This window comes from Pseudomonas sp. PA15(2017), assembly GCF_001945395.1.
Lineage (GTDB): Bacteria > Pseudomonadota > Gammaproteobacteria > Pseudomonadales > Pseudomonadaceae > Aquipseudomonas.
Genome location: NZ_MSXV01000010.1, coordinates 40,851 through 63,704 on the forward strand (window position 1 = coordinate 40,851; position 22,854 = coordinate 63,704).

A 22,854-nucleotide genomic window follows, 5' to 3' on the forward strand; every position below is an offset into this window, starting at 1 on the left:
CAGGCCCTGGCTCTTTAAAGACAGCTCGAGAACTCGCTATGACACTCAAGACCATCGAAGGTACTTTCATCGCTCCCAAGGGCCGCTTCGCCCTGGTGGTCGGCCGCTTCAACAGCTTCGTGGTCGAAAGCCTGGTCAGCGGCGCGGTCGATGCCCTGGTTCGCCACGGCATCAGCGAAGACGACATCACCATCATCCGCGCTCCGGGTGCCTTCGAGATTCCCCTGGTCGCCCAGAAAGTCGCCCAGCGCGGCGAGTACAGCGCCATCATCGCCCTCGGCGCAGTGATCCGTGGCGGCACCCCGCACTTCGAATACGTGGCCGGTGAGTGCACCAAGGGCCTGTCCCAGGTCTCCATGGAGTTCGGCGTGCCGGTCGCCTTTGGCGTGCTGACCGTCGACTCCATCGAGCAGGCCATCGAGCGTTCCGGCACCAAGGCCGGCAACAAGGGCGCCGAAGCTGCCCTGTCCGCTCTGGAAATGGTCAGCCTGCTGGCGCAGTTGGAGGCCAAGTGAGCCAGAACGACAACAAGCCAGCCAAGAAAGGCCCGAGCCCCAAGCTGCTGGCTCGCCGTCAGGCACGCACCCTGGCCATGCAGGCCCTGTATTCCTGGCACATCGCGGGCCAGGCGCTCAACGAGATCGAGGCGCAGTTCCGCGTCGACAACGATTTCAGTGCGGTCGACGGCGCCTACTTCCACGAGATCCTGCACGGCGTGCCGCGCCAGAAGAGCGAGATCGACGGCCTGTTCGAACCGCTGCTCGACCGCCCGCTGGACGAGATCGACCCGGTCGAGCTGTCCATCCTGCGCCTGTCCACCTACGAGCTGCGTAACCGCATCGACGTGCCGTACCGCGTGGTGATCAACGAAGGCATCGAACTCGCCAAGGTGTTCGGCGCCACCGACGGTCACAAGTTCGTCAACGGCGTGCTCGACAAGCTGGCGCCGACCCTGCGCGCCGACGAAGTCCGCGACTTCAACAAGCGCTGAGTGTTTTGGGCGAGTTCGAGCTGATTCGTCATTACTTCGCCGCAGCCGCCTGTGCACAGGTGGGCGATGGTGTAGTGCTGGGAATCGGCGACGACTGCGCCCTGCTCGAGGTGCCCGCTGGCGAACAACTGGCGGTGTCCACCGACACCCTGGTCGCTGGCGTGCATTTTCCGGCCAACGCGCCGGGACGCCTGCTCGGCCAGCGCGCCCTGGCCGTTTCGGTCAGTGACCTGGCCGCCATGGGCGCTGCGCCCCTGGCGTTCACTCTGGCGCTGACCCTTCCCGAGGTTTCCCCCGACTGGCTGGCCGAATTCACGGCCGGGCTGGAAAGCATGGCGCGTCAATGTGGCGTGCGTCTGGTCGGTGGCGATACCACCCGCGGGCCGCTAAGCCTGACCCTCACCGTCTTTGGCCGCGTTCCGGCTGGCCAGGCGCTGACCCGCGCGGGTGCCCGCCCGGGCGACTTGCTGTGCGTCGGCGGCCCGTTGGGCAATGCGGCCGGCGCGCTGCCGTTCGTGCTGGGCGAGCGGGCCGAGCAGCCGGGCACTGCCGAGCTGCTGGCGCATTACTGGTCACCGGCACCGCAACTGCAGTTGGGACAGGCCCTGCGTGGCATGGCCACGGCTGCGCTGGACATCTCCGACGGCCTGCTCGCCGACTGCGGGCACATCGCCCGGGCGTCCGGCGTCGCGCTGTTCGTCGAGCAGCAGCGCCTGCCGCTGTCGGCCGCTCTGCTGGCCTGCGTGGATGATGAAAGCGCACGTCAGCTGGCGCTTGGGGGTGGCGACGACTACGTGCTTGCCTTTACCCTGCCCGTCGAGAAACTGGACGCGCTGCGCACCATGGGCCAGCCTGTACAGGTGATCGGTCGGGTCGAGGCCGGACAGGGCGTGCACCTGCTGGACGCCAGCGGCCACGCCATCGAGCCACGGTACAGTGGCTACCAACATTTCGGAATGCACCGTGACTGATCATCCCAAGCAAGTCCCCGCCGAGTTCGTGCCACCTTCCGTGTGGCGCAACCCGTGGCATTTTCTGGCCTTCGGCTTCGGCACCGGCACCATCGCCAAGGCGCCGGGTACCTGGGGCTCGCTGGCCGCCGTGCCGTTCATCCCGCTGTGGCAGATGCTGCCGGACTGGGGCTACTGGCTGCTGCTGGGTGTGACGATGGTGTTCGGCGTATGGCTGTGCGGCAAGGTTGCCGACGACCTGCGCGTGCATGACCATGAAGGCATCGTCTGGGACGAGATGGTCGGCATGTGGATCACCCTGTGGCTGGTACCCGAGGGCTGGGGCTGGGTGCTGGTGGGGTTCCTGATGTTCCGCTTCTTCGACATTCTCAAGCCGTGGCCGATCCGCTGGATCGATCGCCACGTGCACGGCGGTTTCGGCATCATGCTCGACGACGTTTTGGCCGGAGTCTTCGCCTGGCTGGCCATGCAGCTGCTCGTCTGGGGCTGGGCCAATGGCCTGGCCACCAGCCTGGGCTTTGGCTGATCGGGAGACACATGATGCGTGCGCTATGGCTGGCTCTGTTGTTGTCCTTCGGTGTCTGCGCTCAGGCGAGCAGTGACGTACCGGCTAGCATCCGTATGGCCAGCGACGTGTGGGTCGATCGCATCAACCCCGACGGTACCGGTATGTCCTGGGACATCCTGCGCATGGTCTTCGAGCCCGCTGGCGTCAAGCTGGAGATGCAGATCGTGCCCTACACCCGCTCCATCGGCCTGGTGAAGCGCGGTGAGGCGGACGCCTGGGTCGCTTCCTACCAGAACGAGGTCAGCGGCGGGGTGGTGTACCCGAGCTGGCACTACGATTCCGACCTGATCAGCGCCCTGAGCCTGGCGGCCAAGGCCGCGCCGGATCAGGCCGAGTTGCGTCGCTCGCGTCTGGTGTGGATGCGCGGTTACGAGTACCAGCGCTACATCCCCGGGCTCACCCACTACAACGAGCTGCAGCGGCGCAGCGGTATCCTGTCGATGCTCGATCAGGGCCATGCCGATTACTACATCGATGCCCGTCCCGAGGTCGAACAGACCCTCGCCGGCGCCACCGATCCCGGCAAGTACCGGGTGACCGACCTGCTGCGCCTGCCGCTTTACATCGGCTTTTCCGACACGCCGCGTGGACGCGCGCTGGCCAAGCTGTTCGATCAGCGCATGGCCGAGCTGGTCGAAAAAGACGAGTTGCGCGCGGTTTTCGAGCGCTGGGGCCAGCATTATCCTTTCGAATAGCCGGGAGAGGCACGGATGCGTCGAGTGATGATGGTCATGGCAGGCTTGTTGGCTGCGCCGCTATTGCTGGCAGCCACACCGGTTCAGGTGGTCGGCCTGTTTCCCGGCGCGGCGGTGGTTTCGGTCGACGGTCAGCGCAAGCTGGTACGCGTCGGTCAGACCGGCCCCGGCGGCGTGCAGGTTGTCAGCGTCGACAGCCGCAGCGCGGTGCTGCGCGTCGATGGCGTGGAACGCAGCTACGGCCTGAGCCGCGAATACAACACCGAGGGTTTTGCGGCGCCTCAGAAACAGACTCTCAGCATCGCCCGCAGCAATGGCGGCCACTATTGGGCCGAAGGCGCGATCAATGGCCGCGCCCAGCAATTTCTGGTCGATACTGGCGCCACATCGGTGGCTCTCAATGAAAATCACGCCCGCCGCCTGGGCATCGACTACCGCACCAGCGGCCAGCCGATCCAGGTCAGTACTGCCAGCGGCACGGCTCGGGGCTGGCGGGTGACCCTCGACAAGGTCAGCGTCGGCTCCCTGCAGGTCATGGGCGTCGAGGCAGTGGTGCTCGAGGGCGCCTCGCCCACCGAAGCGCTGCTGGGTATGAGCTTTCTCAATCGCGTTGGCTGGCGGGTGGAGAACAACCTGCTGGTGCTCGAGTCGCGCATCTGAATCGCGGCGCCCGGAGCGGGCACCGCAGCTTTCTCAATGCGAGTCGTCGCTGGTGGTTTGTGGCGTACCGCGGTATAGCCGGCTGACCAGCGGGCCGATGGACAAGCCCTGTAGCAGGATCGAGGTGAGCACGACGATGTAGGTCAGGCTCAGCAGCAGGTCGCGTTCCTCGCCGAGTGGCAATGACAGCGCCAGCGCTACCGACACGCCACCGCGCAGCCCACCCCAGGTGAGGATGCGGATCGCCCCGTGGGACACCTGGCGGCGTCCACCGGCACGCCGGCGCATCACCAACACCGCTGGGGCCACCGTCAGCAGGCGCGCTACCAGCACTGCGCCGCCAAGCACGAAAGCGGCGATGATGTGCAGCCAGGAGAACGGCAGGAGCAGCAGCTCCAGGCCGATCAGGGCGAACAGCAGGGCGTTGAGGATCTCGTCGATCAGCTCCCAGAACCCATCCACGTAGCGGCGCGATTCGTCCGACATGGCGTGCTTGCGGCCCAGGTTGCCGATGATCAGGCCGGCCACCACCATGGCGATCGGCCCGGAAACGTGCAGCCGCGCCGCCAGTGCCGCGCCACCGAATACCAGCGCCAGGGTCAGCATCACCTCGACCTGATACTGGTCGATGCTGCGCAGCATCAGCAGCACGCCATAGCCCAGCGCGGCGCCGAACAGCAGGCCGCCCACCGCTTCGTGGACGAACAGCCAGCTCACCGTACCCAGGGTCGGCGTGCTGCCCAGTTGCAGAATGCCGAGCAGGATGGTGAACACCACCACCGCGGTGCCGTCGTTGAACAGCGACTCGCCGACGATGGTGGTGGCCAGCGGTTTCGGCGCGCCGGACGACTTGAGAATCCCCATCACCGCGATCGGGTCGGTCGGCGAGATCAGCGCGCCGAACAGCAGGCAGTAGATGAAGTCCACGTGCCAGCCGAACAGGGCGAAGATGTAGAACGCCAACGTGCCGATCACGCTGGTGGCGATCAGCACGCCGAAGGTGGCCAACAGGCCGATGGGCCATTTGTAGCTGCGCAAGTCGTGCAGGTCGACGTGCAAGGCGCCAGCGAACAGCAGGGCCGGCAGGAACCAGGTCATCAGGATGTCGGAGAAGTCGATGCGGCGGATGATTTCCTGCGCCTCGATCTCGATCAGTGGATAACCGAGCTGGCTCAGGCCCTGGGCGATCAGCGAGAAGATCAGCGCGGTGGCCATTACGCCGATGGTTGGCGGCAGGCGGATGAAGCGGTAGTTGACGTAGGTGAGCAGGGTGGTGAGGACGATGAAGGCGGCAACGAGGTCGAGCACGGGGTCTCCTTTGGCGGCTGATGTTCGCCATCCTGACGAACACCCTGGAGCCCTGATGATACCTGGCTTGTAACTGAATGTGTGACGCCATGGGCCTGGCGGGCCATGGCAGAACGATGGCAAAAAAGCGGAACCGAAGCGGCAAGGCAGGGTCGAGTAGGACATGGGTCGGAAGGCTGCAGGGCATATGTGTCCTGGCAAGAGGGGCGTCGCGTAGCGATGTTCCAGCCCCCCGGCATTGGAGGGCCGATGCGCAATGTATCCGGCCAGCTCGACACGCCAACGGCGGTCGTAAACTGGAGTCGAAATATGCTGAAGAGCTTCGGCAAGGTGCTGCTGGGCGCTGTTGCGCTGATCGCGGTACTGGCCTTGCTGGTCCATTGGATCACCCCGGCGGTGCTCACGCAGCACCGCGAAGACCTCATCTACTACCTGCAGGCGCATCTGTTCCTGGTGTTCGTGTCGATGCTGGCGGCCCTAGCAGTTGGCATTCCGGCCGGCATCCTGCTCAGCCGCCCCGGCCGCGAGCACAACGCCGAGCGCTTCATGCAGGTGTTCAACGTGGGCAATACCGTGCCGCCGCTGGCCGTGCTGGCCATTGCGCTGTCAGTGGTCGGCATCGGCAACGGTCCAGCGATCCTCGCCCTGTTCCTCGCCTCGCTGTTGCCCATCGTGCGCAATACCTACGAAGGCCTGCGCAATGTGCCGGGTTCGCTGAAAGAGGCCGCCACCGGTATTGGTATGACGCCACGGCAGGCGCTGTGGCGGGTCGAGCTGCCCAACGCGGTGCCGATCATCGTCGGTGGCATCCGCGTGGCGCTGGCGCTGAACGTCGGTACGGCGCCCCTGGTGTTTCTGATCGGCGCCAACAGCCTTGGCAGTCTGATCTTTCCCGCCATTGCCCTGGAAAACCAACCGCTGTTGATTCTTGGCGCCGCTGCCACGGCTTTGCTGGCGTTGCTGCTCGATGGCCTGGTGGCTGCCACCAGTCGTTTCTGGTTCGAGCGTGGGGTGGCCCGTTGAAGGAAACAATGATGAAGTCTCTTGTTCTGTGCCTCGGTCTGCTGCTGGCTGCGACCAGCCAGGCTGCGCAAATCCGTATCGGTGCCAAGGTATTCACCGAGCAGGTGATCCTCTCCGAGCTCACTGCTCAGTACCTGCGCCCCCATGGTTATCAGGCGCGCATCGTTGGCAACCTGGGCAGCACCATCGCCTGGAACGCCATGAAGAGCGGCCAGCTGGACCTGACCTGGGAGTACACCGGCACCTCCCTGGTGGCCTATAACAAGGTCACCGAGCGCCTCGACAAAGAGGCCGCCTACCAGCGCGTCAAGGAGCTGGATGCCAAGAACGGTGCGATCTGGCTGACGCCCTCGCGTTTCAACAACACCTACGCCCTAGCGCTGCCGGAAGAGGTCGCTGAAGAGCATCCGAACATCCATACCATCAGCGATCTCGCCCAGGCCCTGAAAACGCCGGGCAAGGGCAACCGCCTGCTGGCGTTGGACATCGAATTCGCCAATCGCTCCGATGGCCTGGCCGGGCTGGTCAAGGAATACGGCCTGACCTTTACCCGCAACGAAGTCCGCCAGATGGACCCGGGCCTGGTCTACACCGCACTGCGCAACGGCCAGGTGTTCGTCGGCCTGGTGTACACCACCGACGGCCGCCTGGATTCCTTCGGCCTGCGCCTGCTCGAGGACGACCGCAAGTACTTCCCGGATTACACCGCTGCGCCGGTGGTCAATGCCGACTACCTCAAGCAGCACCCGGAACTCGAAGCGCTGCTCAAGCCGCTCGCCGAGCGCCTTGACGACGCCACCATGCGTCGCCTCAACGCCCGCGTCGATGTGGATCGCGAAACGCCCGCTGCAGTGGCCGCCGACTTCCTGCGTCAGGAAAAACTGATCGGGGAGGGCAACTGACATGGATTTCATGACCGCTTTCCAGCATATCGACTGGAGCCAAGTGCTCAGCCTGACCGTCGAGCACATCGCCCTGGTCGGCATCGCCGTGGGCCTGGCAATCCTCATCGGCGTGCCGCTGGGCATCCTGATGACTCGCTTCCCCTGGCTCGCCGGGCCGCTGCAGGGCCTGGCCACCGTGGTGCTGACGCTGCCGGCCATCGCCCTGTTCGGCCTGCTGTTGCCGTTCTACTCACAGTTCGGCCAGGGCCTGGGGCCATTACCGGCGGTGACCGCAGTATTCCTGTACTCGCTGCTGCCCATCCTGCGCAACACCTACCTGGCGCTGACCAGCGTGGAACCGGGTATTCGCGAGGCCGGCAAAGGCATCGGCATGAGTTTCTGGCAGCGCCTGCGCATGGTCGATCTGCCGATCGCCGTGCCGGTGATCCTGGCGGGCGTGCGCACCGCCGTGGTGATGAACATCGGCGTGATGACCATCGCCGCCACCATCGGTGCCGGCGGCCTCGGCGTACTGATTCTCACCGCCATCAGCCGTAGCGACATGGCGACCCTTTTCGTTGGTGCGGTGCTGGTGAGCCTGCTCGCCATCGTCGCCGATCTGTTTTTGCAGTGGCTGCAGAAAACGCTCACTCCCCGTGGCCTGAAAGCCGCCCACTGAGGACTCGAACATGATTCAACTCGACAAACTGACCAAGAAATTCCACCAAAAAGGCAAGGACGTCATCGCCGTCAACGAAGTCAGCCTGACTGTCGACGAAGGCCATATCTGCGTGTTCCTCGGCCCCTCCGGCTGCGGCAAGAGCACCACCCTTAAGATGATCAACCGGCTGATCGAGCCGACCTCCGGGCGCGTGCTGATCAACGGCGAAGACACCACCGGCATCGACGAAGTGACCCTGCGTCGCAACATCGGTTACGTGATCCAGCAGATCGGTCTGTTCCCCAACATGACCATCGAGGAGAACATCACCGTGGTGCCCAAGTTGCTCGGTTGGGACAAGAAGCGCTGTCATGAGCGCGCCGTGGAGCTGATGAGCATGGTGCAATTGGAGCCCAAACAATATCTGTCGCGTTATCCCCGCGAACTCTCCGGCGGCCAACAGCAGCGTATCGGCGTGATCCGCGCCCTTGCCGCCGATGCACCGGTGTTGCTGATGGACGAACCCTTCGGTGCGGTCGACCCGGTCAACCGCGACGCGATCCAGAACGAGTTCTTCCAGATGCAGCGCGCGCTGAACAAGACCGTGATCATGGTCAGTCACGATATCGACGAGGCCATCAAACTGGGTGACAAGATCGCCATCTTCAAGGACGGCACACTGCTGCAGTTCGATCACCCGGACACCCTGTTGGCGCACCCGGCCGACGATTTCGTCAGCGGTTTCGTCGGCCAGGACAGTACCCTCAAGCGCCTGCTGCTGATTCGCGCCGAGGACGCCGCCGACGATGCACCCTCGATACTGGCCGAGACCAGCATCGCCGATGCCGTGGAACTGATGGAGGAGCATGACCGCCGTCATCTGGTGGTCACCGATGCCGGCAAGAAGGCCCTGGGCTACGTTCGCCGTCGCGATATGCGTGGGCAGGGCGGCTCGGTACAACCCTTCGTGCAACCCTTCAACGCCACCGCCGCCCACGACGAACACCTGCGCATCCTGCTGTCGCGCATGTACGAGTTCAATCGCTCGTGGCTGCCCGTGCTCAGCGCGGAGAACGACTTCCTCGGCGAAGTCACTCAGGAGTCCATCGCCGACTACCTCAGCTCCGGTCGCTCGCGGGGCAAGAGCAATATCGTTTCGCCGGCGGAGCAGGTCGCCAGCTGAGGCGTCGCCCCGAGCCGCTCATATCGATCGGCTCGGGGGTGGCTGGTGCCCTCAGGCCTGCTCGAAGATCACGTAGACCTTACGGCACGGCTCCAGCACTTCCCAGGTGCCGGTGAAGCCGGCCGGAATCACGAAGCGGTCGCCGGCGCGCACGGTCTTGGCATTGCCGTCGCCGTCACGCAGCACCGAGACGCCCTGGAGGATCTCGCAGTATTCGTGCTCGGTGTAGTTCACCGTCCACTGGCCAACCTCGCTCTCCCAGATACCGGTGTTGAATTGCCCACAGGGGCTGGCGTAGTGGTTGCGCACCTGCTGCTGCGGGTCGCCCTTGAGGATCTTTTCGGCAGCGGGGCGGTAGCTTTCGGTGCTGCCGGTGCTTTGCGCGAAATCGACGATCTGCTGGATATTCATACTCGCTTCCCTGGTCAACGTGAACGTACGTCGATCTTCCCATGGTCACTGCAGGCCAGGGGCGGCGCGGCGTAACGATTTGTTCGAGTCTATGTTTAAAAAAATGAACGCGGCAAGAGCGTTTGCCCACCAAGTGTCAAGAATATTGAAAATGCTGCGAGCGCTGGTTTAGTGTGGCTCGCAGTTTTCGGCCCATGGCGGCCACCGTAGGCGCCCACGCGCTTCCACCGACGAAAGAGGATGATCAGATGACCCGTTTGACCCGTACCGACTGGGACCAGCGTGCAAAGGATCTGAAAATCGAGACCCGCGCCTTCGTGCAGGGCGAATACCAGGCTGCACAGAGCGGTGAAACCTTCGAATGCATCAGCCCGGTCGACGGCCGGGTACTCGGCCAGGTCGCCAGTTGCGACCTGGCGGACGCCGAGCTGGCGGTGAAGTCGGCGCGCGCCGCCTTCGATTCCGGCGTGTGGTCGCGCATCGCGCCGGCCAAACGCAAGGCCAAGATGATCCGCTTCGCCGAGCTGCTGATGGCCAACGCCGAGGAGCTGGCGCTGCTGGAAACCCTCGACATGGGCAAGCCGATCAGCGATTCGCTGGGCATCGACATTTCCGCTGCGGCCAACGCCATTCGCTGGAGCGCCGAGGCGATCGACAAGGTCTACGATGAAGTCGCGCCGACGCCCCACGACCAGCTTGGCCTGGTCACCCGCGAGCCGGTCGGGGTGGTGGCGGCCATCGTGCCGTGGAACTTCCCGCTGCTGATGTCCAGCTGGAAGCTCGGCCCGGCCCTGGCCACCGGTAATTCGGTGATTCTCAAACCGTCCGAGAAATCGCCGCTGACCGCCATTCGCGTCGCCGCCCTGGCCGTGGAGGCCGGTATTCCGGCTGGCGTATTCAACGTGCTGCCCGGCCATGGCCATACCGTGGGCAAGGCCCTGGCCCTGCACATGGACGTCGACACCCTAGTATTCACTGGCTCCACCAAGATCGCCAAGCAGCTGATGATCTATGCCGGCGAATCGAACATGAAGCGCGTGTGGCTGGAGGCAGGCGGCAAGAGCCCCAATATCGTCTTCGCCGATGCGCCAGACCTCAAGGCCGCCGCCGAATCCGCCGCCAGCGCCATCGCCTTCAACCAGGGCGAGGTGTGCACCGCGGGCTCGCGCCTGCTGGTGGAGAACGCCATCAAGGAGCGCTTCCTGCCCATGGTGGTCGAGGCCCTGAAAGGCTGGAAGGCCGGCAACCCGCTGGACCCGGACACCAACGTCGGCGCGCTGGTCGATACCCAGCAGATGAATACCGTGCTGCGCTACATCGAAGCCGGCCACAAGGATGGCGCCAAGCTGCTGATCGGCGGCAAGCGCACCTTGGAGGAGAGCGGCGGCACCTACGTCGAGCCGACCATCTTCGACGGCGTGACCAATGCCATGACCATCGCCCGCGAGGAAATCTTCGGGCCGGTACTCTCGGTGATCGGCTTCGACAGCGCCGAGCAGGCCGTGCAGATCGCCAACGACACCGTGTACGGCCTGGCCGCCGCGGTGTGGACGGCGGATATCTCCAAGGCGCACCTCACCGCCCGCGCCCTGCGCGCCGGCAGCGTGTGGGTCAACCAGTACGACGGCGGCGACATGACCGCGCCGTTCGGTGGCTTCAAGCAGTCGGGCAATGGCCGTGACAAGTCGCTGCACGCCTTCGACAAATACACCGAACTGAAAGCCACCTGGATCAAACTCTGATCCAGCACGGATGAGGCTCGTCGGTCGGCGAGCCAGAGCAGACCGGCGGCCGGGCTCCTAGGGTCTGTTGCCATTTCAACGCGAGCCGCGTTGCCGCGATAAATCCCGCCAGGCGAGGCGGAGGACGCAGGGAATGGTATTCCCTTTTCAAGTCCTCCAACGACGCCTGGTGAGATTTATCGCACAGCCTAGGCGGCCCCACCCTAAGGGCCGGGCCCATTTTGCCGCGATACTGCGTTTCTCGCCGGCTCATTTAACCCATTAAACTTCGCGGCGGTGTGACCCACATGGATGTGGGAAATGCCGCAAGCCCGCAGGGAGCGGGCGCGGCCCTTGCCTCGCGGCAAAACGGGCTCCGGCGCGGCCGTGCGTGAAACGGCAACAGACCCTAGAGTCCGGCCGTTGTGCTTTTACTGGAGTCAGTGATGCGTTGGGGAACCTACTTCGCCGTTTGTGCGGCGGTGATCAGTATCGGCCTGGCCATGGGCGTGACCATGCCGCTGGTGTCGCTGCGCCTGGAGAGCTGGGGCTATGGCTCGTTCGCCATCGGCATCATGGCGGCCACGCCGGCCATCGGCGTGCTGCTCGGCGCCTCGTTGGCCGGTGGGCTGGCCTCGCGCTGCCCGACGCCGCGGCTGATGCAGTTCTGCCTGCTGGCCGGCGCGCTGTCGGTCAGCGGCCTGGCGCTGCTGCAGAGTTACCCGGTGTGGATCGTGCTGCGTCTGTTGCTGGGCGTGACCCTGACCGTGGTGTTCATCCTGGGTGAAAGCTGGATCAACCAGCTGGCCGTCGAGAAGTGGCGCGGCCGTCTGGTGGCGCTGTATGGCACGGGCTACGCGCTGAGCCAGTTGTGCGGGCCGCTACTGCTCAGCGTACTGGGTACCGATACCGACCTCGGCTTCTGGTTTGGCGTATCGTTGCTGATCGGCGGATCACTGCTGTTGATCGGGCGCACCGGCGCGCCGGTGGTCGATGCCCACAGCGCTTCCGGGCGTGGCCTGCTGGTGTTCTGCCAGCGTATGCCGGCAATCGCCTGGGCGGTGATGCTGTTCGCGGCCTTCGAAGCCATGATGCTCACGCTGCTGCCGATCTACGGCCTGCGTCAGGGCTTTACCCAGGAAGTGGCGTTGTTCATGGCCAGCGTCGTGGTGGTCGGTGATGCCGCGTTGCAATTGCCCATCGGCCTGCTGGCCGATCGTATTTCGCGGTTCACGTTGTTCCGGGCCTGTGGCGTGGTGCTGCTGTTCTCCAGCCTCGGTATCCCGCTGCTGTTGCACACGCCGATGATCTGGCCGGTGCTGGTGCTGTTCGGCGCCAGCGCGGGCGGCCTGTTCACCTTGTCGCTGATTCTCGTCGGCGAGCGCTTTCGTGACGACCAGTTGGTGCGCGCCAATGCCCACGTGGCGCAGCTGTGGGGCATCGGTTGTCTGATCGGGCCACTGGCCACTGGCGCGGTGAGCCAATGGGTCAGCGGGCATGCGCTGCCGATGTTGATGGCAGTCGGCGCTGCGGTGTTCATCTGGCTGGCCTGGCGGCCCCGTGCCTTCGACGAACAGGTGGCGCTATAGCATCTTCTCCAGACCGATGGCCCGGGCGAACCAGGCGTTGAAGCGCCGCCAGCGATTGCCAGGCTCTTCGGTCAGCACGAATTCCTTGCCGTCTTCCTCGCCGACCCAGACCATGCGCGTCGCGCCGTTGGCGTCGTGCTGCAGACGCACTTCGTAGCTGACCGATGGCTTCATGCCCTGCAACGCCAGTTCGCGCAGGTAGGCAGCGAGCTTGGGGCTGTCGACCAGCACGCCGACCTCGGTATTCCACAGCACCGAACGGGGGTCGACGTTAAAGGAACCGACGAAGGATTTCTGCTTGTCGATGACGATGGCCTTGCTGTGCAGGCTGGAGTTGGAGCTGCCGCTGAAGCTGTAGGCCGGTGGTGAGTCCGCACCCGGCTGGCTGCGTAGCTCGTACAGGCGCATGCCGTGCTCGAGCATCTCCTGGCGATAGGGCGCGTAGCCACCGTGCACGGCGGGCACATCGGTGGCTTCCAGAGCATTGGTGAGCAGGCGGATCTCCACGCCGTTGTCGGCCAGGCCGATCAGGTACTGCAGGCCGGCGGGGGCGGGTACGAAGTAGGCGGAGACCATCACCAGATCGTGCTTGGCGCCCTGCAGGTGCGGCGCCAGCTGGGTGGTGAGCAGCAGCTGTGGGTCCGGTTTGCCGCTGGCCAGCACCTTGCTCGGCGCATCCCACAGGGCGATGCCTGGCGCCCAGATCAGCTCGTCGAGCCACACCTTGAGCTTGGGGTCGTGCTGATAGGCGAGCAGGCGATCGTACAGCTCCGGCTGTTCGACGCGGGCGGCGTCCAGGTAGCCGCGCAGGCCCTTGCGCGCCTTGTCGAGTTCTTTGCGCGAGGGCTGACGCCAGACGAATTCCTCGATGGGTTTGCTCAGCCGGCTGTTCCAGTACTGGTCGAAACTCTGCGCCAGGTCGCGGGCGACCGGGCCGATGGCGAGCATGTCGATGTCGGTGAAATTCATGTTCGGCTCGGCATCGAAGTACTCGTCGCCCAGGTTGCGCCCGCCGACGATGGCCGCGGCGCTGTCGGCCAGCCACAGCTTGTTGTGCATGCGTCGGTGTTGTTGCGAGAGATTCAGGCCGCGGCCGATCACCCGGGTGACCCCCGTCAGGCGGCCCAGGTGCAGCGGGTTGAACACGCGAATCTGGATGTTCGGGTGGGCAGCCAGCCGGGCGATCCTGTAGTCCTCGCCGTCGCTGGTGGTGTCGTCGAGCAGAATGCGGATGCGCACGCCGCGATCGGCGGCCTGCAGCAGCTCCTTGACCAGTGCGCGGGTGCTCAGGCCGTCATGCACGATGTAGTACTGCAAATCGAGGCTGTGCTGCGCTGCGCGAATCAGCTCGGCGCGGGCAGCGAAGGCTTCGTTGCTGGCCGGCAGCAGGCGAAAGCCGGAGTGGCCCTGATGCTCGGCGGCGCGCGCTTCGAGCCCGGCGCCGAACGCTGACTTGGCGGCTGGAATTGCCTGGCTGGGCACGATTGGCACCTGGTTGGTACAGCCGCCAAGAATCAGCAGGGCGATAAAAAGCACGCGCAAGGGCACAGTTGCAGCCTCCAATCGGCTGTCCGGATGTGCTGATAGGACGCCGCTGTGCTGGGAAAGATTCAGTTTCTCGGCGGCGGTGACTCTTGCAGCATGGCCGCCACGGTTTCACCCACCTTGCGCACCGCAGCCTCGATGATCGGGCTGGGGCGCGAGGCGTAGTTCATGCGCAGGCAATTACGGTATTTGCCAGCGGCAGAAAAGATGCTGCCCGGTGCGACCTGGATCTTGTGCGCGGCCAGTTCGCGGTTCAGGCGCTGGCTGTCGAAGCCTTCGGGCATCTCCACCCATAGCATGAAGCTGCCCTGGGGGCGGCTGACCCGCACCGAAGGTGGGAAGTAACGGCTGACCCAGTCGCTCATCTGTTCCAGATTGCGCGCGTACTGGCCGCGCATGCGGCGTAGGTGCGGCTCGTAATGACCGCCTTCGATGTACTCGGCCAGCGCCAGTTGCGGCAACTGTGCGGTGGCGCCGGTGCCCATGTATTTCATGTGCAGCACTTGGTCGAGATAGCGGCCGGGCGCGATCCAGCCAACGCGAAAACCGGGCGCCAGGGTCTTGGAAAACGAGCTGCACAACAGCACCCGACCGTCGTCATCGTAGGATTTGATGGTGCGCGGGCGCGGATAGTGAAAGGCCAGCTCGCCGTACACGTCGTCTTCGATGATCGCCACGTCGTGGCGCTGGGCCAGGGCCAGCAGGGCGCGCTTGTTGGCCTCGGGCATGATGTAGCCCAGCGGGTTGTTGCAGTTGGGGGTGAGCTGGATGGCCTTGATCGGCCACTGTTCCAGAGCCAGCTCCAGCGCCTCGAGGCTGATGCCGGTGAGCGGGTCGGTGGGCAGCTCCAGAGCCTTCATGCCGAAGCCCTTGAGCGCCTGCATCACGCCGTGGAAACTCGGCGAATCGACGGCAACGATATCGCCCGGCACGCAGATCGCCCGGATCGCCGCTGACAGCGCCTCGTGGCAGCCGGTGGTGATGACGATGTCCTCGTCGGTCAGCTGGCAGCCGGAGTCCAGGGTCAGGCGGGCGACCTGCTCGCGCAGGCGGGGGTCGCCGTAGATGCTGCCGTAGGTGAGGGTGTGCAGATCCTGCTTGCGGCTCAGCCGTGACAGCGCGCGTAACAGGGGCTTGAGCGTCGGGCTGTCGATGTCCGGGCGGCCGCGACCGAGCTGGACGAAATCATTGCGTGGTGAAGGGGCGATCTGTTCCAGCACCTGGTCCCACTGCGAGACGTCCACGGGGCGTTGCGGCGCCCGGCTGATCTTCGGCAGCGCCGGCTTGTCCCGCCCCTGCGGCACGAAATAGCCGGATTTCGGTTTTGGCAGCGCCAGGCCACGGTCTTCCAGATGGCGATAGGCCTGCTGCACGGTGCTCAGGCTGACTCCGTGCTCCTGGCTCAGGGCGCGCACCGAGGGCAGGCGGTCGCCCGGTCGGTAAAGGCCCTGCTCGATGCGTTCGCCGAGCAGGTCGGCCAGATTGGTGTAAAGAGTCATGTTTGCACGCCGGTACGAAAGAGAACAGCTGAACCATACAGATGGCCTTGGCAGGGATCATTCAGTTCAGCGTGGGGTGGATCTGTATGAATTTAATTCCCTTTCTTTGCATCTGTCATGCTTTTTTGCCAGCCGCCATCATGATCTCCCGTGACCTGAATGCGCAGGAGAGCGACATGAACGGGCTGAGCGATGTGCGATTGACCTTGAGAGGCAGCGAACTGGAAGGTGGTAGCGGGGGGCGACTGGCCGTGGTGCCGGCGCACATCGCGATGACGCATCGCTGGCAGCGTTTCATCCGTCGCCTTACCACCCGGCGCGCGTTGCTCGAGCTCAGCGACGCGCAACTGCAGGACATCGGCTTGAGCCGCGAACAGGCGCAGTGCGAAGCCACGCTGCCGTTCTGGAAACTCTAGACAGGTAGCGCAGCGATACCCGGGACTCATTTCCCTGGGTATCGCTGCGCTTAACCGCAGGCTACCGGCGCTATCAGGCCAGTTCCTTGAGGCGGTGCCAGAGCATGCCCAGCGCCAGCAGGGGCGAGCGCAGGTGGCGACCGCCGGGAAAGGTCATGTGCGGCACCTTGGCGAACAACTCGAAGCCGCCGCCAGCTTGCCCGGCGATGGCTTCGGCGAGCAGCTTGCCGGCCAGGTGCGTGGCATTCACGCCATGGCCCGCGTAGGCCTGGGCGTAGAACACGTTGGGATGATCCTTGAGTTGACCGATCTGCGGCAGGCGGTTGGCGCCGATGCCGATCATCCCGCCCCACTGATAGTCGATGCGCACGTCCTGCAACTGCGGGAACACCGCGAGCATTTTCGGGCGCATGTAGGCGGCGATATCGGCAGGGTCGGTGCCGGAGTAGCGACAGGCTCCGCCGAACAGCAGGCGGCGGTCGGCGGAAAGCCGGTAGTAGTCGACGGCCACCCGTTGGTCGCAAAGCGCCATGTTCTGCGGGATCAGCCCGCCGGCCTGCGCTTCGCTCAACGGCTCGGTGGCGATGATGTAGCTGCCCGCCGGCAGCACCTTGCCGCCCAGGTTCGGGTTCAGGTCGCGGATGTAAGCGTTGCAGGCCAGCACCAGTTGCGCGGCGCGTACCACGCCCTGGGCGGTGTGCACGCGGATCTCGCTGCCATAGTCGATGCGCGTGGCCGGCGAATGCTCGAACAGGCGCACGCCCAGGCTGCGTGCGGCAGCAGCCTCGCCGAGTGCCAGGTTGAGGGGGTGCAGATGCCCGGAGCCCATATCGATCATGCCGCCGACATAGCGGCTCGAACCGACCACTTCATGCATCTGTTCCGGTTGCAGCAGGCGCAGCTCGTGGCGATAACCGAGGCTCTGCAGTTCGGCGGCATCCTCGGCGAAACCGGCCAGGTCGCGCGGCTTGTTGGCCAGGTCGCAGTAGCCCCAGGTCAGGTCACAGGCGATCTCGAACTGGGCGACTCGCCGGCGTACCAGCTCCACCGCTTCCAGGCCCATCAGTTTCAGCTCGCGCACGCCCTCCTTGCCGATCACCGATTCGAACTGCTCGACGCCATGGCCGACCCCGCGAATCAGTTGCCCGCCGTTGCGCCCGCTAGCGCCCCAACCGATGCGATGCGCTTCGAGCAGCACCACCGACAGACCTTTCTGGGCCAGCTCGATGGCCGTGTTCAGGCCCGAGAAACCGCCGCCGACGATGCATACGTCGGCGCGCTGCTCGCCTTGCAGAGCCGGCAGGTCGAACTGCTGGTTGACGCTGGCGGCGTAGTAGGAGGGCGCATGCTCGGCGCTATTAACCGGCGGGTGGGCACGGGCGGTCATGTGCGAAATCCTGATTTCGGTGTGGGTAAAAATTGACGAAGCATAAGCGCGCAATCCGCTGTGAGCCAACCGCCGATTGCCGAGCAGGCCGAGCTTTGCCTGGCCTGGGCTCGGCTGTACCATGCCCGCCTGCCGTTCCAGAGCCACTGACCATGAGTTGTATCAGCCGCAAGATCGACCTGTTGCGCCGCCAGATTCCGCGCTTCGAGTGTGTGCCGGGCTGTCACGATTGCTGCGGCCCGGTGACCGCCTCCTCCGAGGAAATGGCGCGCCTGCCGCGCAAGACTCGCGCCGAGCAGGACGCCGCCCTGACCGCGTACGATTGCGTGCACCTGGGGCCGAACGGCTGCCAGGTGTACGATCAGCGCCCGCTGATCTGCCGGCTGTTCGGCACCACGCCGACCCTGCCGTGCCCCCATGGGCGCGGGCCCGAGCAGCCCGTCGAGGCACATGTCGAACGGCAGGTGCACCAACTGATCGCCTCGACGCGGCAGGTGCTCGTCTAGGTCACTCCGGTACGGGCAGCGCCAGGCTCTCCTTGACCTCTTCCATCACGATGTAGCTCTTCGACTCGCGCACGTGGGGCAGCTTGAGCAGGATGTCGCCGAGCAGCTTGCGGTAGCTGGCCATCTCGTTGATGCGCGCTTTCACCAGGTAGTCGAAGTCGCCGGACACCAGGTGGCATTCCAGCACGTGTGGCAGTTTGAGTACGGCGCGGCGAAAATCCTCGAAGGTGTCGCCGGACTTGTAGTCCAGGCTGATCTCCACGAACACCAGCAGGCTGGCCTTGAGGTTCTGCGGGTTGAGGCGGGCGTGATAGCCCATGATGATGCCCTCGCGCTCCAGGCGGCGGACCCGCTCGGTGCACGGCGTGGTCGACAGCCCGACCCGTTCGCCCAGCTCGGTGAAGGAGATGCGGCCATCCTCCTGGAGGATGCGCAGGATGTTGCGGTCGATCTTGTCCAGCTCGCGGCGGCTCTGGTGTTGCGTACGCATGCTCGGCACCTCTCCGTGAAAGGCTGATAAAGCCAGAATTCCCTTCGAATATACGAGTGTATACAGTGAAAAGCACTGCCATCCACTTTCTATACTGTATGCATCGACTTCTCAAATCGTAATACGCCAGTGCATCGTCGCGGCGAGGAGAACATCATGCGGGTTCTGGTGCTTGGTAGCGGTGTGATCGGTACGGCCAGTGCGTATTACCTGGCCCGCCAAGGCTTCGAGGTGGTCGTCGTGGATCGCCAGAGCGGCCCGGCCATGGAAACCAGCTTCGCCAATGCCGGCCAGGTATCGCCGGGTTATGCCTCGCCCTGGGCGGCGCCGGGCATCCCACTGAAGGCGATGAAGTGGCTGCTGCAAAAGCATGCGCCGCTGGCCATCAAGCTGACCGGCGATATCGACCAGTACCTGTGGATGGCGCAGATGCTGCGCAACTGTACCGCTGCACGCTATGCGGTAAACAAGGAGCGCATGGTGCGCCTGTCCGAGTACAGCCGTGATTGCCTCGACGAGCTGCGGGCGGAAACCGGCATTGGCTATGAAGCCCGCCAGCTCGGCACCACCCAGTTGTTCCGTACCCAGGCACAACTGGACAACGCCGCCAAGGACATCGCCGTGCTCGAGCGGTCCGGCGTGCCCTACGAGTTGCTCGACCGTGCCGGCATCGCCAAGGTCGAACCGGCCCTGGCCAGCGTTACCGACAAGTTGGCGGGCGCCCTGCGTCTGCCCAACGACCAGACCGGCGATTGCCAGTTGTTCACCCGCAAGCTGGCCGAGATGGCCACCGCGCTGGGCGTGCAATTTCGTTTCGGCAAGAACATTCAGCGCCTGGACGTCGCCGGTGACCGCATCAACGGCGTATGGATCGACGGCAAACTGGAAACCGCCGACCGCTATGTGCTCGCCCTGGGCAGCTACAGTCCGCATCTGCTCAAGCCACTGGGCATTCGTGCGCCGGTCTATCCGCTCAAGGGTTACTCGCTGACCGTGCCGATCACCAACCCGCACATGGCGCCGACCTCGACCATCCTCGATGAAACCTACAAGGTCGCCATCACCCGCTTCGACCAGCGTATCCGCGTGGGCGGCATGGCCGAGATCGCTGGCTTCGACCTGAGCCTCAACCCGCGTCGTCGCGAAACCCTGGAGATGATCGTCGGTGATCTGTATCCCCAGGGCGGTGACCTGAGCCAGGCGGATTTCTGGACCGGTCTGCGCCCGGCGACCCCCGATGGCACGCCCATCGTTGGCGCCACCCCCTATCGAAACCTGTTTCTGAACACCGGACACGGTACCCTTGGCTGGACCATGGCCTGCGGCTCCGGTCGCCTGCTGGCTGATCTGATCGCCAGGAAGCGCCCGCAGATCAGCAGCGAAGGCCTGGATATTTCCCGTTACGGTAGCCCCAAGGAGTTGAACAACCATGTCCATACAGCGCCTGCGAACTGAGCCGCGCCTGAGCGAAATCGTCATTCACAACGGTACCGTCTACCTGGCTGGCCAGTTGGACGAAAACCACAGCGACGGCATCGAAGCGCAGACCAAGGCAACCCTGGACAGCATCGATGCCTTCCTGGCCGAGGCGGGCACCGACAAGACGCGCATCCTGTCGATCACCATTTTTCTCAAAGACATCGATGATCGCGATGGCCTGAACAAGGTCTGGGATGCCTGGGTGCCAGCTGGCCACTCGCCGGCGCGCGCTTGCGTCGAGGCCAAGCTGTATTCGCCTGATGTGCTGGTGGAAATGACGGTGATCGCTGCGCTGCCTTGAGCTGAAGGTTTAGTCATTCCCCTGTGGGAGCGCGCCACGCGCGCGAAAAATCGCGGGCATGGCCCGCTCCCACAGATAGGAGTCAGCTTGGCATCTTCACCAGATGTATGTCTTCTTTCGCCCTTCGAGATAACCATGCGCCCCGCCCGTGCCCTGATCGATCTGCAAGCCCTGCGTCACAACTACCAACTGGCCCGTGAACTGGCTGGCGCCCGCGCGCTGGCGGTGGTCAAGGCCGACGCCTACGGGCACGGCGCGGTACGTTGTGCCCAGGCGCTGCAAGCGGAAGCCGACGGCTTCGCCGTGGCCTGTATCGAAGAGGCGCTGCAACTGCGCGCGGCGGGCATCAGCGGGCCCATTCTGTTGCTCGAAGGGTTCTTCGAGGCCAGCGAGCTGGCGCTGATCGATGAGCATGACCTGTGGTGCGTGGTTCACGCTGATTGGCAGTTGGAGGCCATCGATCGGGCAGACCTCAAGCGCCCGTTGAACGTCTGGCTCAAGCTGGACAGCGGCATGCACCGCGTCGGTTTCCACCCGTCCGACTATCAGGCCGCCTACCGGCGCCTGCTGGCCAGCGGCAAGGTGGTGAAGATCGTGCTGATGAGCCACTTGTCCCGCGCCGACGAACTGGGCTGCAGCCGCAGCGACGAGCAACTGGCGGTGTTCCAGCAGGCCCGCGAAGGCCTGGTCGCCGAGGTCAGCCTGCGCAATTCGCCGGCCCTGCTGGGTTGGCCGAGGATTCCCAGTGACTGGTCGCGGCCCGGCATCATGCTCTACGGCGCCACGCCGTTCGAACAGGCCCAGGACGTCGCCGCCCGGCTGCAGCCGGTGATGACCCTGGAGTCGCGCGTCATCAGCGTACGTGATCTGCCAGCCGGCGAGCCGGTCGGCTACGGCGCGCGCTTCGTCAGTGAGCGTGCGACGCGGGTCGGCGTGGTCGCCATGGGCTATGCCGACGGCTATCCGCGTCACGCGCCGACCGGCACGCCGGTGCTGATCGACGGCCAGCCATCGCGCATCATCGGTCGCGTGTCGATGGACATGCTCACCGTCGACCTCAGCGACCTGCCAGGCGCTGGCCTGGGCAGCCGCGTCGAGTTCTGGGGCCGTGGCGTGCTGGCCAGCGATGTCGCCATCGCCGCCGGCACCATTCCCTATCAGCTGTTCTGCAATGTACGGCGGGTGCCGCTGATCTACAGCGAAGCCTAGGCGCGCTGCGACCTCAAGTGTTCGGACTGTTGTAAATACTGAACACTGTCGCCATGATAAGACCACTTTCCATGGCTTCATTGAGGGTATCCAACATTGGACGTCGGTCTTCGCCTGCAATCGATCCGCAAGCAAAAGGGACTCTCCCAGCGTGAACTCGCCAAGCGGGCGGGGGTTACCAACAGCACCATCTCGATGATCGAGAAGAACAGCGTAAGCCCGTCGATCAGCTCACTGAAAAAGGTACTGGCCGGTATTCCGATGTCGCTGGTGGAGTTCTTTTCCCTGGAAGCCGAACAGGACAGCCAGGTGCAGGTGGTTTACCGCGCCAGCGAGCTGACCGACATCCACAGCGGCGCGATCACCATGAAGCTGATCGGCAAGGCCCATCCCAGCCGCGCCATTTCCTTTCTCGACGAAACCTATCCGCCGCACAGCGACACCGGCCTGGAGATGTACGCACACGAGGGCGAGGAGACCGGCATGCTGGTCGAAGGGCGCCTGGAGCTGACCGTCGGTGACGAGGTATTCGTTCTCGAGAGCGGCGACAGCTACTACTTCGAGAGCAGCAAACCGCACCGCTTCCGCAATCCCTTCGATCAGCCGGCCAGGTTGATCAGCGCCACCACGCCCGCCAATTTCTAAACCGGCGCGGGCAATCTGCGCCGCCGTTGATCTGCGTCATGGGTCCGCTGATCCCGCCGTTTCAGCCAGTCGGTATACTTTGCCGGCTTGCGAAACCGTGGCCGCGAGCGTGATTAGCCATTCATGAGGGCATCTGAGTGAACCCAATTAGCAGCATGCTGGTAGCGCCGGCCATCGCCCTAGCGCTATGGGCCGTGACGGCTCAGGCGAACACCGACGAGGCGATCGCCGAGCGGATCAAGCCCGTCGGGCAGGTGTGCATCGCCGGTCAGGAATGCAAGGGTGTGGAGGCCGTGACAACCGCAGCCGTGGGTGCCGCGCGCAGCGCCGACGACATCATCGCCAGGCACTGTACCGCCTGCCATACCACGGGCCTGTTGGGCGCGCCGAAAATCGGCGACACCGCGGCCTGGAAGGACCGTGCCGATCACCAGGGCGGGCTGGACGGCATTCTCGCCGCGGCCATCAACGGCATCAATGCCATGCCGCCGAAGGGCACCTGTGGCGACTGCTCGGACGACGAGTTGCGCGCTGCCATCGAAAAGATGTCCGGCCTCTGAGGCGAGACATTCTTTGCTCTAAGAGTTTGTGCAAAGTCTTGTATGCGCATGTGGCGGCAATTACAAGGCAGAAGCGGTCGTCCCCGGTCACTGTGGGAGCGCGCCATGCGCGCGAAAAAACGCGGGCATGGCCTAGGCGTCCCCGCCCGCTC

Annotated in this window: 25 protein-coding genes; 19 read left to right on the plus strand and 6 right to left on the minus strand. The window is 64.6% G+C overall.

The genetic code is table 11. The features are described from left to right. Nucleotides 1-38 precede the first annotated feature (38 nt). From ribE to BVH03_RS04115, 6 genes are read left to right on the plus strand one after another with little or no spacing between them, the layout of a single operon-like run. Complete coding sequence (gene ribE / locus BVH03_RS04090) at nucleotides 39-515, plus strand: 6,7-dimethyl-8-ribityllumazine synthase (RefSeq protein WP_075931540.1); 477 nt, start codon at nucleotides 39-41, stop codon at nucleotides 513-515. After that, the gene (gene nusB, locus BVH03_RS04095) at nucleotides 512-991 is read left to right on the plus strand and encodes a transcription antitermination factor NusB (RefSeq protein WP_075931541.1); all 480 of its coding nucleotides are present in this window, start codon (nucleotides 512-514) and stop codon (nucleotides 989-991) included. The genes ribE and nusB overlap by 4 nt, the downstream gene beginning before the upstream one ends. Nucleotides 992-996: 5 nt before the next feature. Next, nucleotides 997-1,962, plus strand: coding sequence for a thiamine-phosphate kinase (gene thiL, locus BVH03_RS04100; RefSeq protein WP_075959991.1), 966 nt, complete (start codon nucleotides 997-999; stop codon nucleotides 1,960-1,962). Then, entirely contained in the window at nucleotides 1,955-2,488 is a 534-nt protein-coding gene (locus tag BVH03_RS04105; protein WP_075959992.1) for a phosphatidylglycerophosphatase A, read from the plus strand. Before thiL ends, BVH03_RS04105 begins: the two co-directional genes overlap by 8 nt. Nucleotides 2,489-2,502: 14 nt before the next feature. Continuing rightward, nucleotides 2,503-3,225, plus strand: coding sequence for an ABC transporter substrate-binding protein (locus tag BVH03_RS04110; protein WP_075960125.1), 723 nt, complete (start codon nucleotides 2,503-2,505; stop codon nucleotides 3,223-3,225). A gap of 15 nt (nucleotides 3,226-3,240) precedes the next feature. Beyond that, a complete protein-coding gene (locus tag BVH03_RS04115; protein WP_075959993.1) occupies nucleotides 3,241-3,885 on the plus strand; it encodes a TIGR02281 family clan AA aspartic protease in 645 nt (214 codons plus the stop codon). 33 nt (nucleotides 3,886-3,918) lie between these two features. On the opposite strand, the gene BVH03_RS04120 is transcribed toward BVH03_RS04115, so the two are convergent. Continuing rightward, nucleotides 3,919-5,193, minus strand: coding sequence for a sodium:proton antiporter (locus BVH03_RS04120; RefSeq protein ID WP_075959994.1), 1,275 nt, complete (start codon nucleotides 5,191-5,193; stop codon nucleotides 3,919-3,921). A 309-nt stretch (nucleotides 5,194-5,502) separates the two neighbouring features. Between BVH03_RS04120 and BVH03_RS04125 the strand changes: the two genes are divergently transcribed. The 4 genes from BVH03_RS04125 to BVH03_RS04140 are packed head-to-tail and all read left to right on the plus strand — an operon-like array spanning nucleotide 5,503 to nucleotide 8,944. Continuing rightward, nucleotides 5,503-6,216, plus strand: coding sequence for an ABC transporter permease (locus tag BVH03_RS04125; RefSeq protein ID WP_075959995.1), 714 nt, complete (start codon nucleotides 5,503-5,505; stop codon nucleotides 6,214-6,216). Nucleotides 6,217-6,227: 11 nt separating this feature from the next. Next, nucleotides 6,228-7,118 (plus strand): glycine betaine ABC transporter substrate-binding protein, encoded by an 891-nt coding sequence (locus tag BVH03_RS04130; RefSeq protein WP_075959996.1) that lies wholly within the window; start codon nucleotides 6,228-6,230, stop codon nucleotides 7,116-7,118. Between the two features lies 1 nt (nucleotide 7,119). Next, complete coding sequence (locus BVH03_RS04135; protein ID WP_070887159.1) at nucleotides 7,120-7,779, plus strand: ABC transporter permease; 660 nt, start codon at nucleotides 7,120-7,122, stop codon at nucleotides 7,777-7,779. A gap of 10 nt (nucleotides 7,780-7,789) precedes the next feature. Beyond that, nucleotides 7,790-8,944 (plus strand): ABC transporter ATP-binding protein, encoded by a 1,155-nt coding sequence (locus BVH03_RS04140; RefSeq protein WP_075959997.1) that lies wholly within the window; start codon nucleotides 7,790-7,792, stop codon nucleotides 8,942-8,944. Between the two features lie 51 nt (nucleotides 8,945-8,995). Here the strand turns inward: BVH03_RS04140 and BVH03_RS04145 are convergent, their stop codons facing one another. Beyond that, complete coding sequence (locus BVH03_RS04145; protein ID WP_075959998.1) at nucleotides 8,996-9,355, minus strand: cupin domain-containing protein; 360 nt, start codon at nucleotides 9,353-9,355, stop codon at nucleotides 8,996-8,998. A gap of 248 nt (nucleotides 9,356-9,603) precedes the next feature. Between BVH03_RS04145 and BVH03_RS04150 the strand changes: the two genes are divergently transcribed. Further along, the gene (locus tag BVH03_RS04150) at nucleotides 9,604-11,097 is read left to right on the plus strand and encodes an aldehyde dehydrogenase (protein WP_075959999.1); all 1,494 of its coding nucleotides are present in this window, start codon (nucleotides 9,604-9,606) and stop codon (nucleotides 11,095-11,097) included. 425 nt (nucleotides 11,098-11,522) lie between these two features. After that, on the plus strand, nucleotides 11,523-12,665 hold the full coding sequence (locus tag BVH03_RS04155; RefSeq protein ID WP_075960000.1) for an MFS transporter: 1,143 nt from the start codon (nucleotides 11,523-11,525) through the stop codon (nucleotides 12,663-12,665). Here BVH03_RS04155 and BVH03_RS04160 read toward each other — a convergent pair. Both BVH03_RS04160 and BVH03_RS04165 read right to left on the minus strand, forming a co-directional pair. Continuing rightward, complete coding sequence (locus BVH03_RS04160) at nucleotides 12,660-14,228, minus strand: phospholipase D family protein (protein ID WP_371915338.1); 1,569 nt, start codon at nucleotides 14,226-14,228, stop codon at nucleotides 12,660-12,662. The genes BVH03_RS04155 and BVH03_RS04160 overlap by 6 nt on opposite strands. Before the next feature lie 47 nt (nucleotides 14,229-14,275). Continuing rightward, nucleotides 14,276-15,709 carry a PLP-dependent aminotransferase family protein gene (locus BVH03_RS04165; protein WP_075960002.1) on the minus strand — a complete coding sequence of 478 codons (1,434 nt, stop codon included), beginning with the start codon at nucleotides 15,707-15,709 and terminating at the stop codon, nucleotides 14,276-14,278. Between the two features lie 176 nt (nucleotides 15,710-15,885). On the opposite strand from BVH03_RS04165, the gene BVH03_RS04170 reads away from it, so the two are divergent. Further along, nucleotides 15,886-16,125: a DUF1127 domain-containing protein gene (locus BVH03_RS04170; RefSeq protein WP_075960126.1), complete on the plus strand. Its 240-nt coding sequence runs from the start codon at nucleotides 15,886-15,888 to the stop codon at nucleotides 16,123-16,125. A 73-nt stretch (nucleotides 16,126-16,198) separates the two neighbouring features. Here BVH03_RS04170 and BVH03_RS04175 read toward each other — a convergent pair whose 3' ends face one another. Continuing rightward, nucleotides 16,199-17,512: an FAD-binding oxidoreductase gene (locus tag BVH03_RS04175; protein WP_075960003.1), complete on the minus strand. Its 1,314-nt coding sequence runs from the start codon at nucleotides 17,510-17,512 to the stop codon at nucleotides 16,199-16,201. Between the two features lie 152 nt (nucleotides 17,513-17,664). Here BVH03_RS04175 and BVH03_RS04180 point away from each other — a divergent pair, with 152 nt between their 5' ends. After that, nucleotides 17,665-18,018 carry a YkgJ family cysteine cluster protein gene (locus tag BVH03_RS04180; protein WP_075960004.1) on the plus strand — a complete coding sequence of 118 codons (354 nt, stop codon included), beginning with the start codon at nucleotides 17,665-17,667 and terminating at the stop codon, nucleotides 18,016-18,018. 1 nt (nucleotide 18,019) lies between these two features. Here the strand turns inward: BVH03_RS04180 and dadR are convergent, their stop codons facing one another. Continuing rightward, on the minus strand, nucleotides 18,020-18,508 hold the full coding sequence (gene dadR / locus BVH03_RS04185) for a transcriptional regulator DadR (RefSeq protein WP_013789818.1): 489 nt from the start codon (nucleotides 18,506-18,508) through the stop codon (nucleotides 18,020-18,022). Nucleotides 18,509-18,664: 156 nt separating this feature from the next. Between dadR and dadA the strand changes: the two genes are divergently transcribed. The 5 genes from dadA (at nucleotide 18,665) to BVH03_RS04210 (ending at nucleotide 22,702) form a co-directional block, all read left to right on the plus strand. Beyond that, nucleotides 18,665-19,963 (plus strand): D-amino acid dehydrogenase, encoded by a 1,299-nt coding sequence (gene dadA / locus BVH03_RS04190; protein ID WP_075960005.1) that lies wholly within the window; start codon nucleotides 18,665-18,667, stop codon nucleotides 19,961-19,963. After that, nucleotides 19,938-20,288, plus strand: coding sequence for a RidA family protein (locus tag BVH03_RS04195; protein ID WP_075960006.1), 351 nt, complete (start codon nucleotides 19,938-19,940; stop codon nucleotides 20,286-20,288). Before dadA ends, BVH03_RS04195 begins: the two co-directional genes overlap by 26 nt. Before the next feature lie 135 nt (nucleotides 20,289-20,423). Further along, nucleotides 20,424-21,497, plus strand: a complete 1,074-nt coding sequence (alr, locus tag BVH03_RS04200; RefSeq protein ID WP_075960007.1) for an alanine racemase — start codon at nucleotides 20,424-20,426, stop codon at nucleotides 21,495-21,497. Nucleotides 21,498-21,593: 96 nt separating this feature from the next. Then, complete coding sequence (locus tag BVH03_RS04205) at nucleotides 21,594-22,142, plus strand: cupin domain-containing protein (RefSeq protein ID WP_075960008.1); 549 nt, start codon at nucleotides 21,594-21,596, stop codon at nucleotides 22,140-22,142. Between the two features lie 137 nt (nucleotides 22,143-22,279). Next, nucleotides 22,280-22,702, plus strand: coding sequence for a cytochrome c5 family protein (locus BVH03_RS04210; RefSeq protein WP_075960009.1), 423 nt, complete (start codon nucleotides 22,280-22,282; stop codon nucleotides 22,700-22,702). Nucleotides 22,703-22,854: the final 152 nt, after the last annotated feature.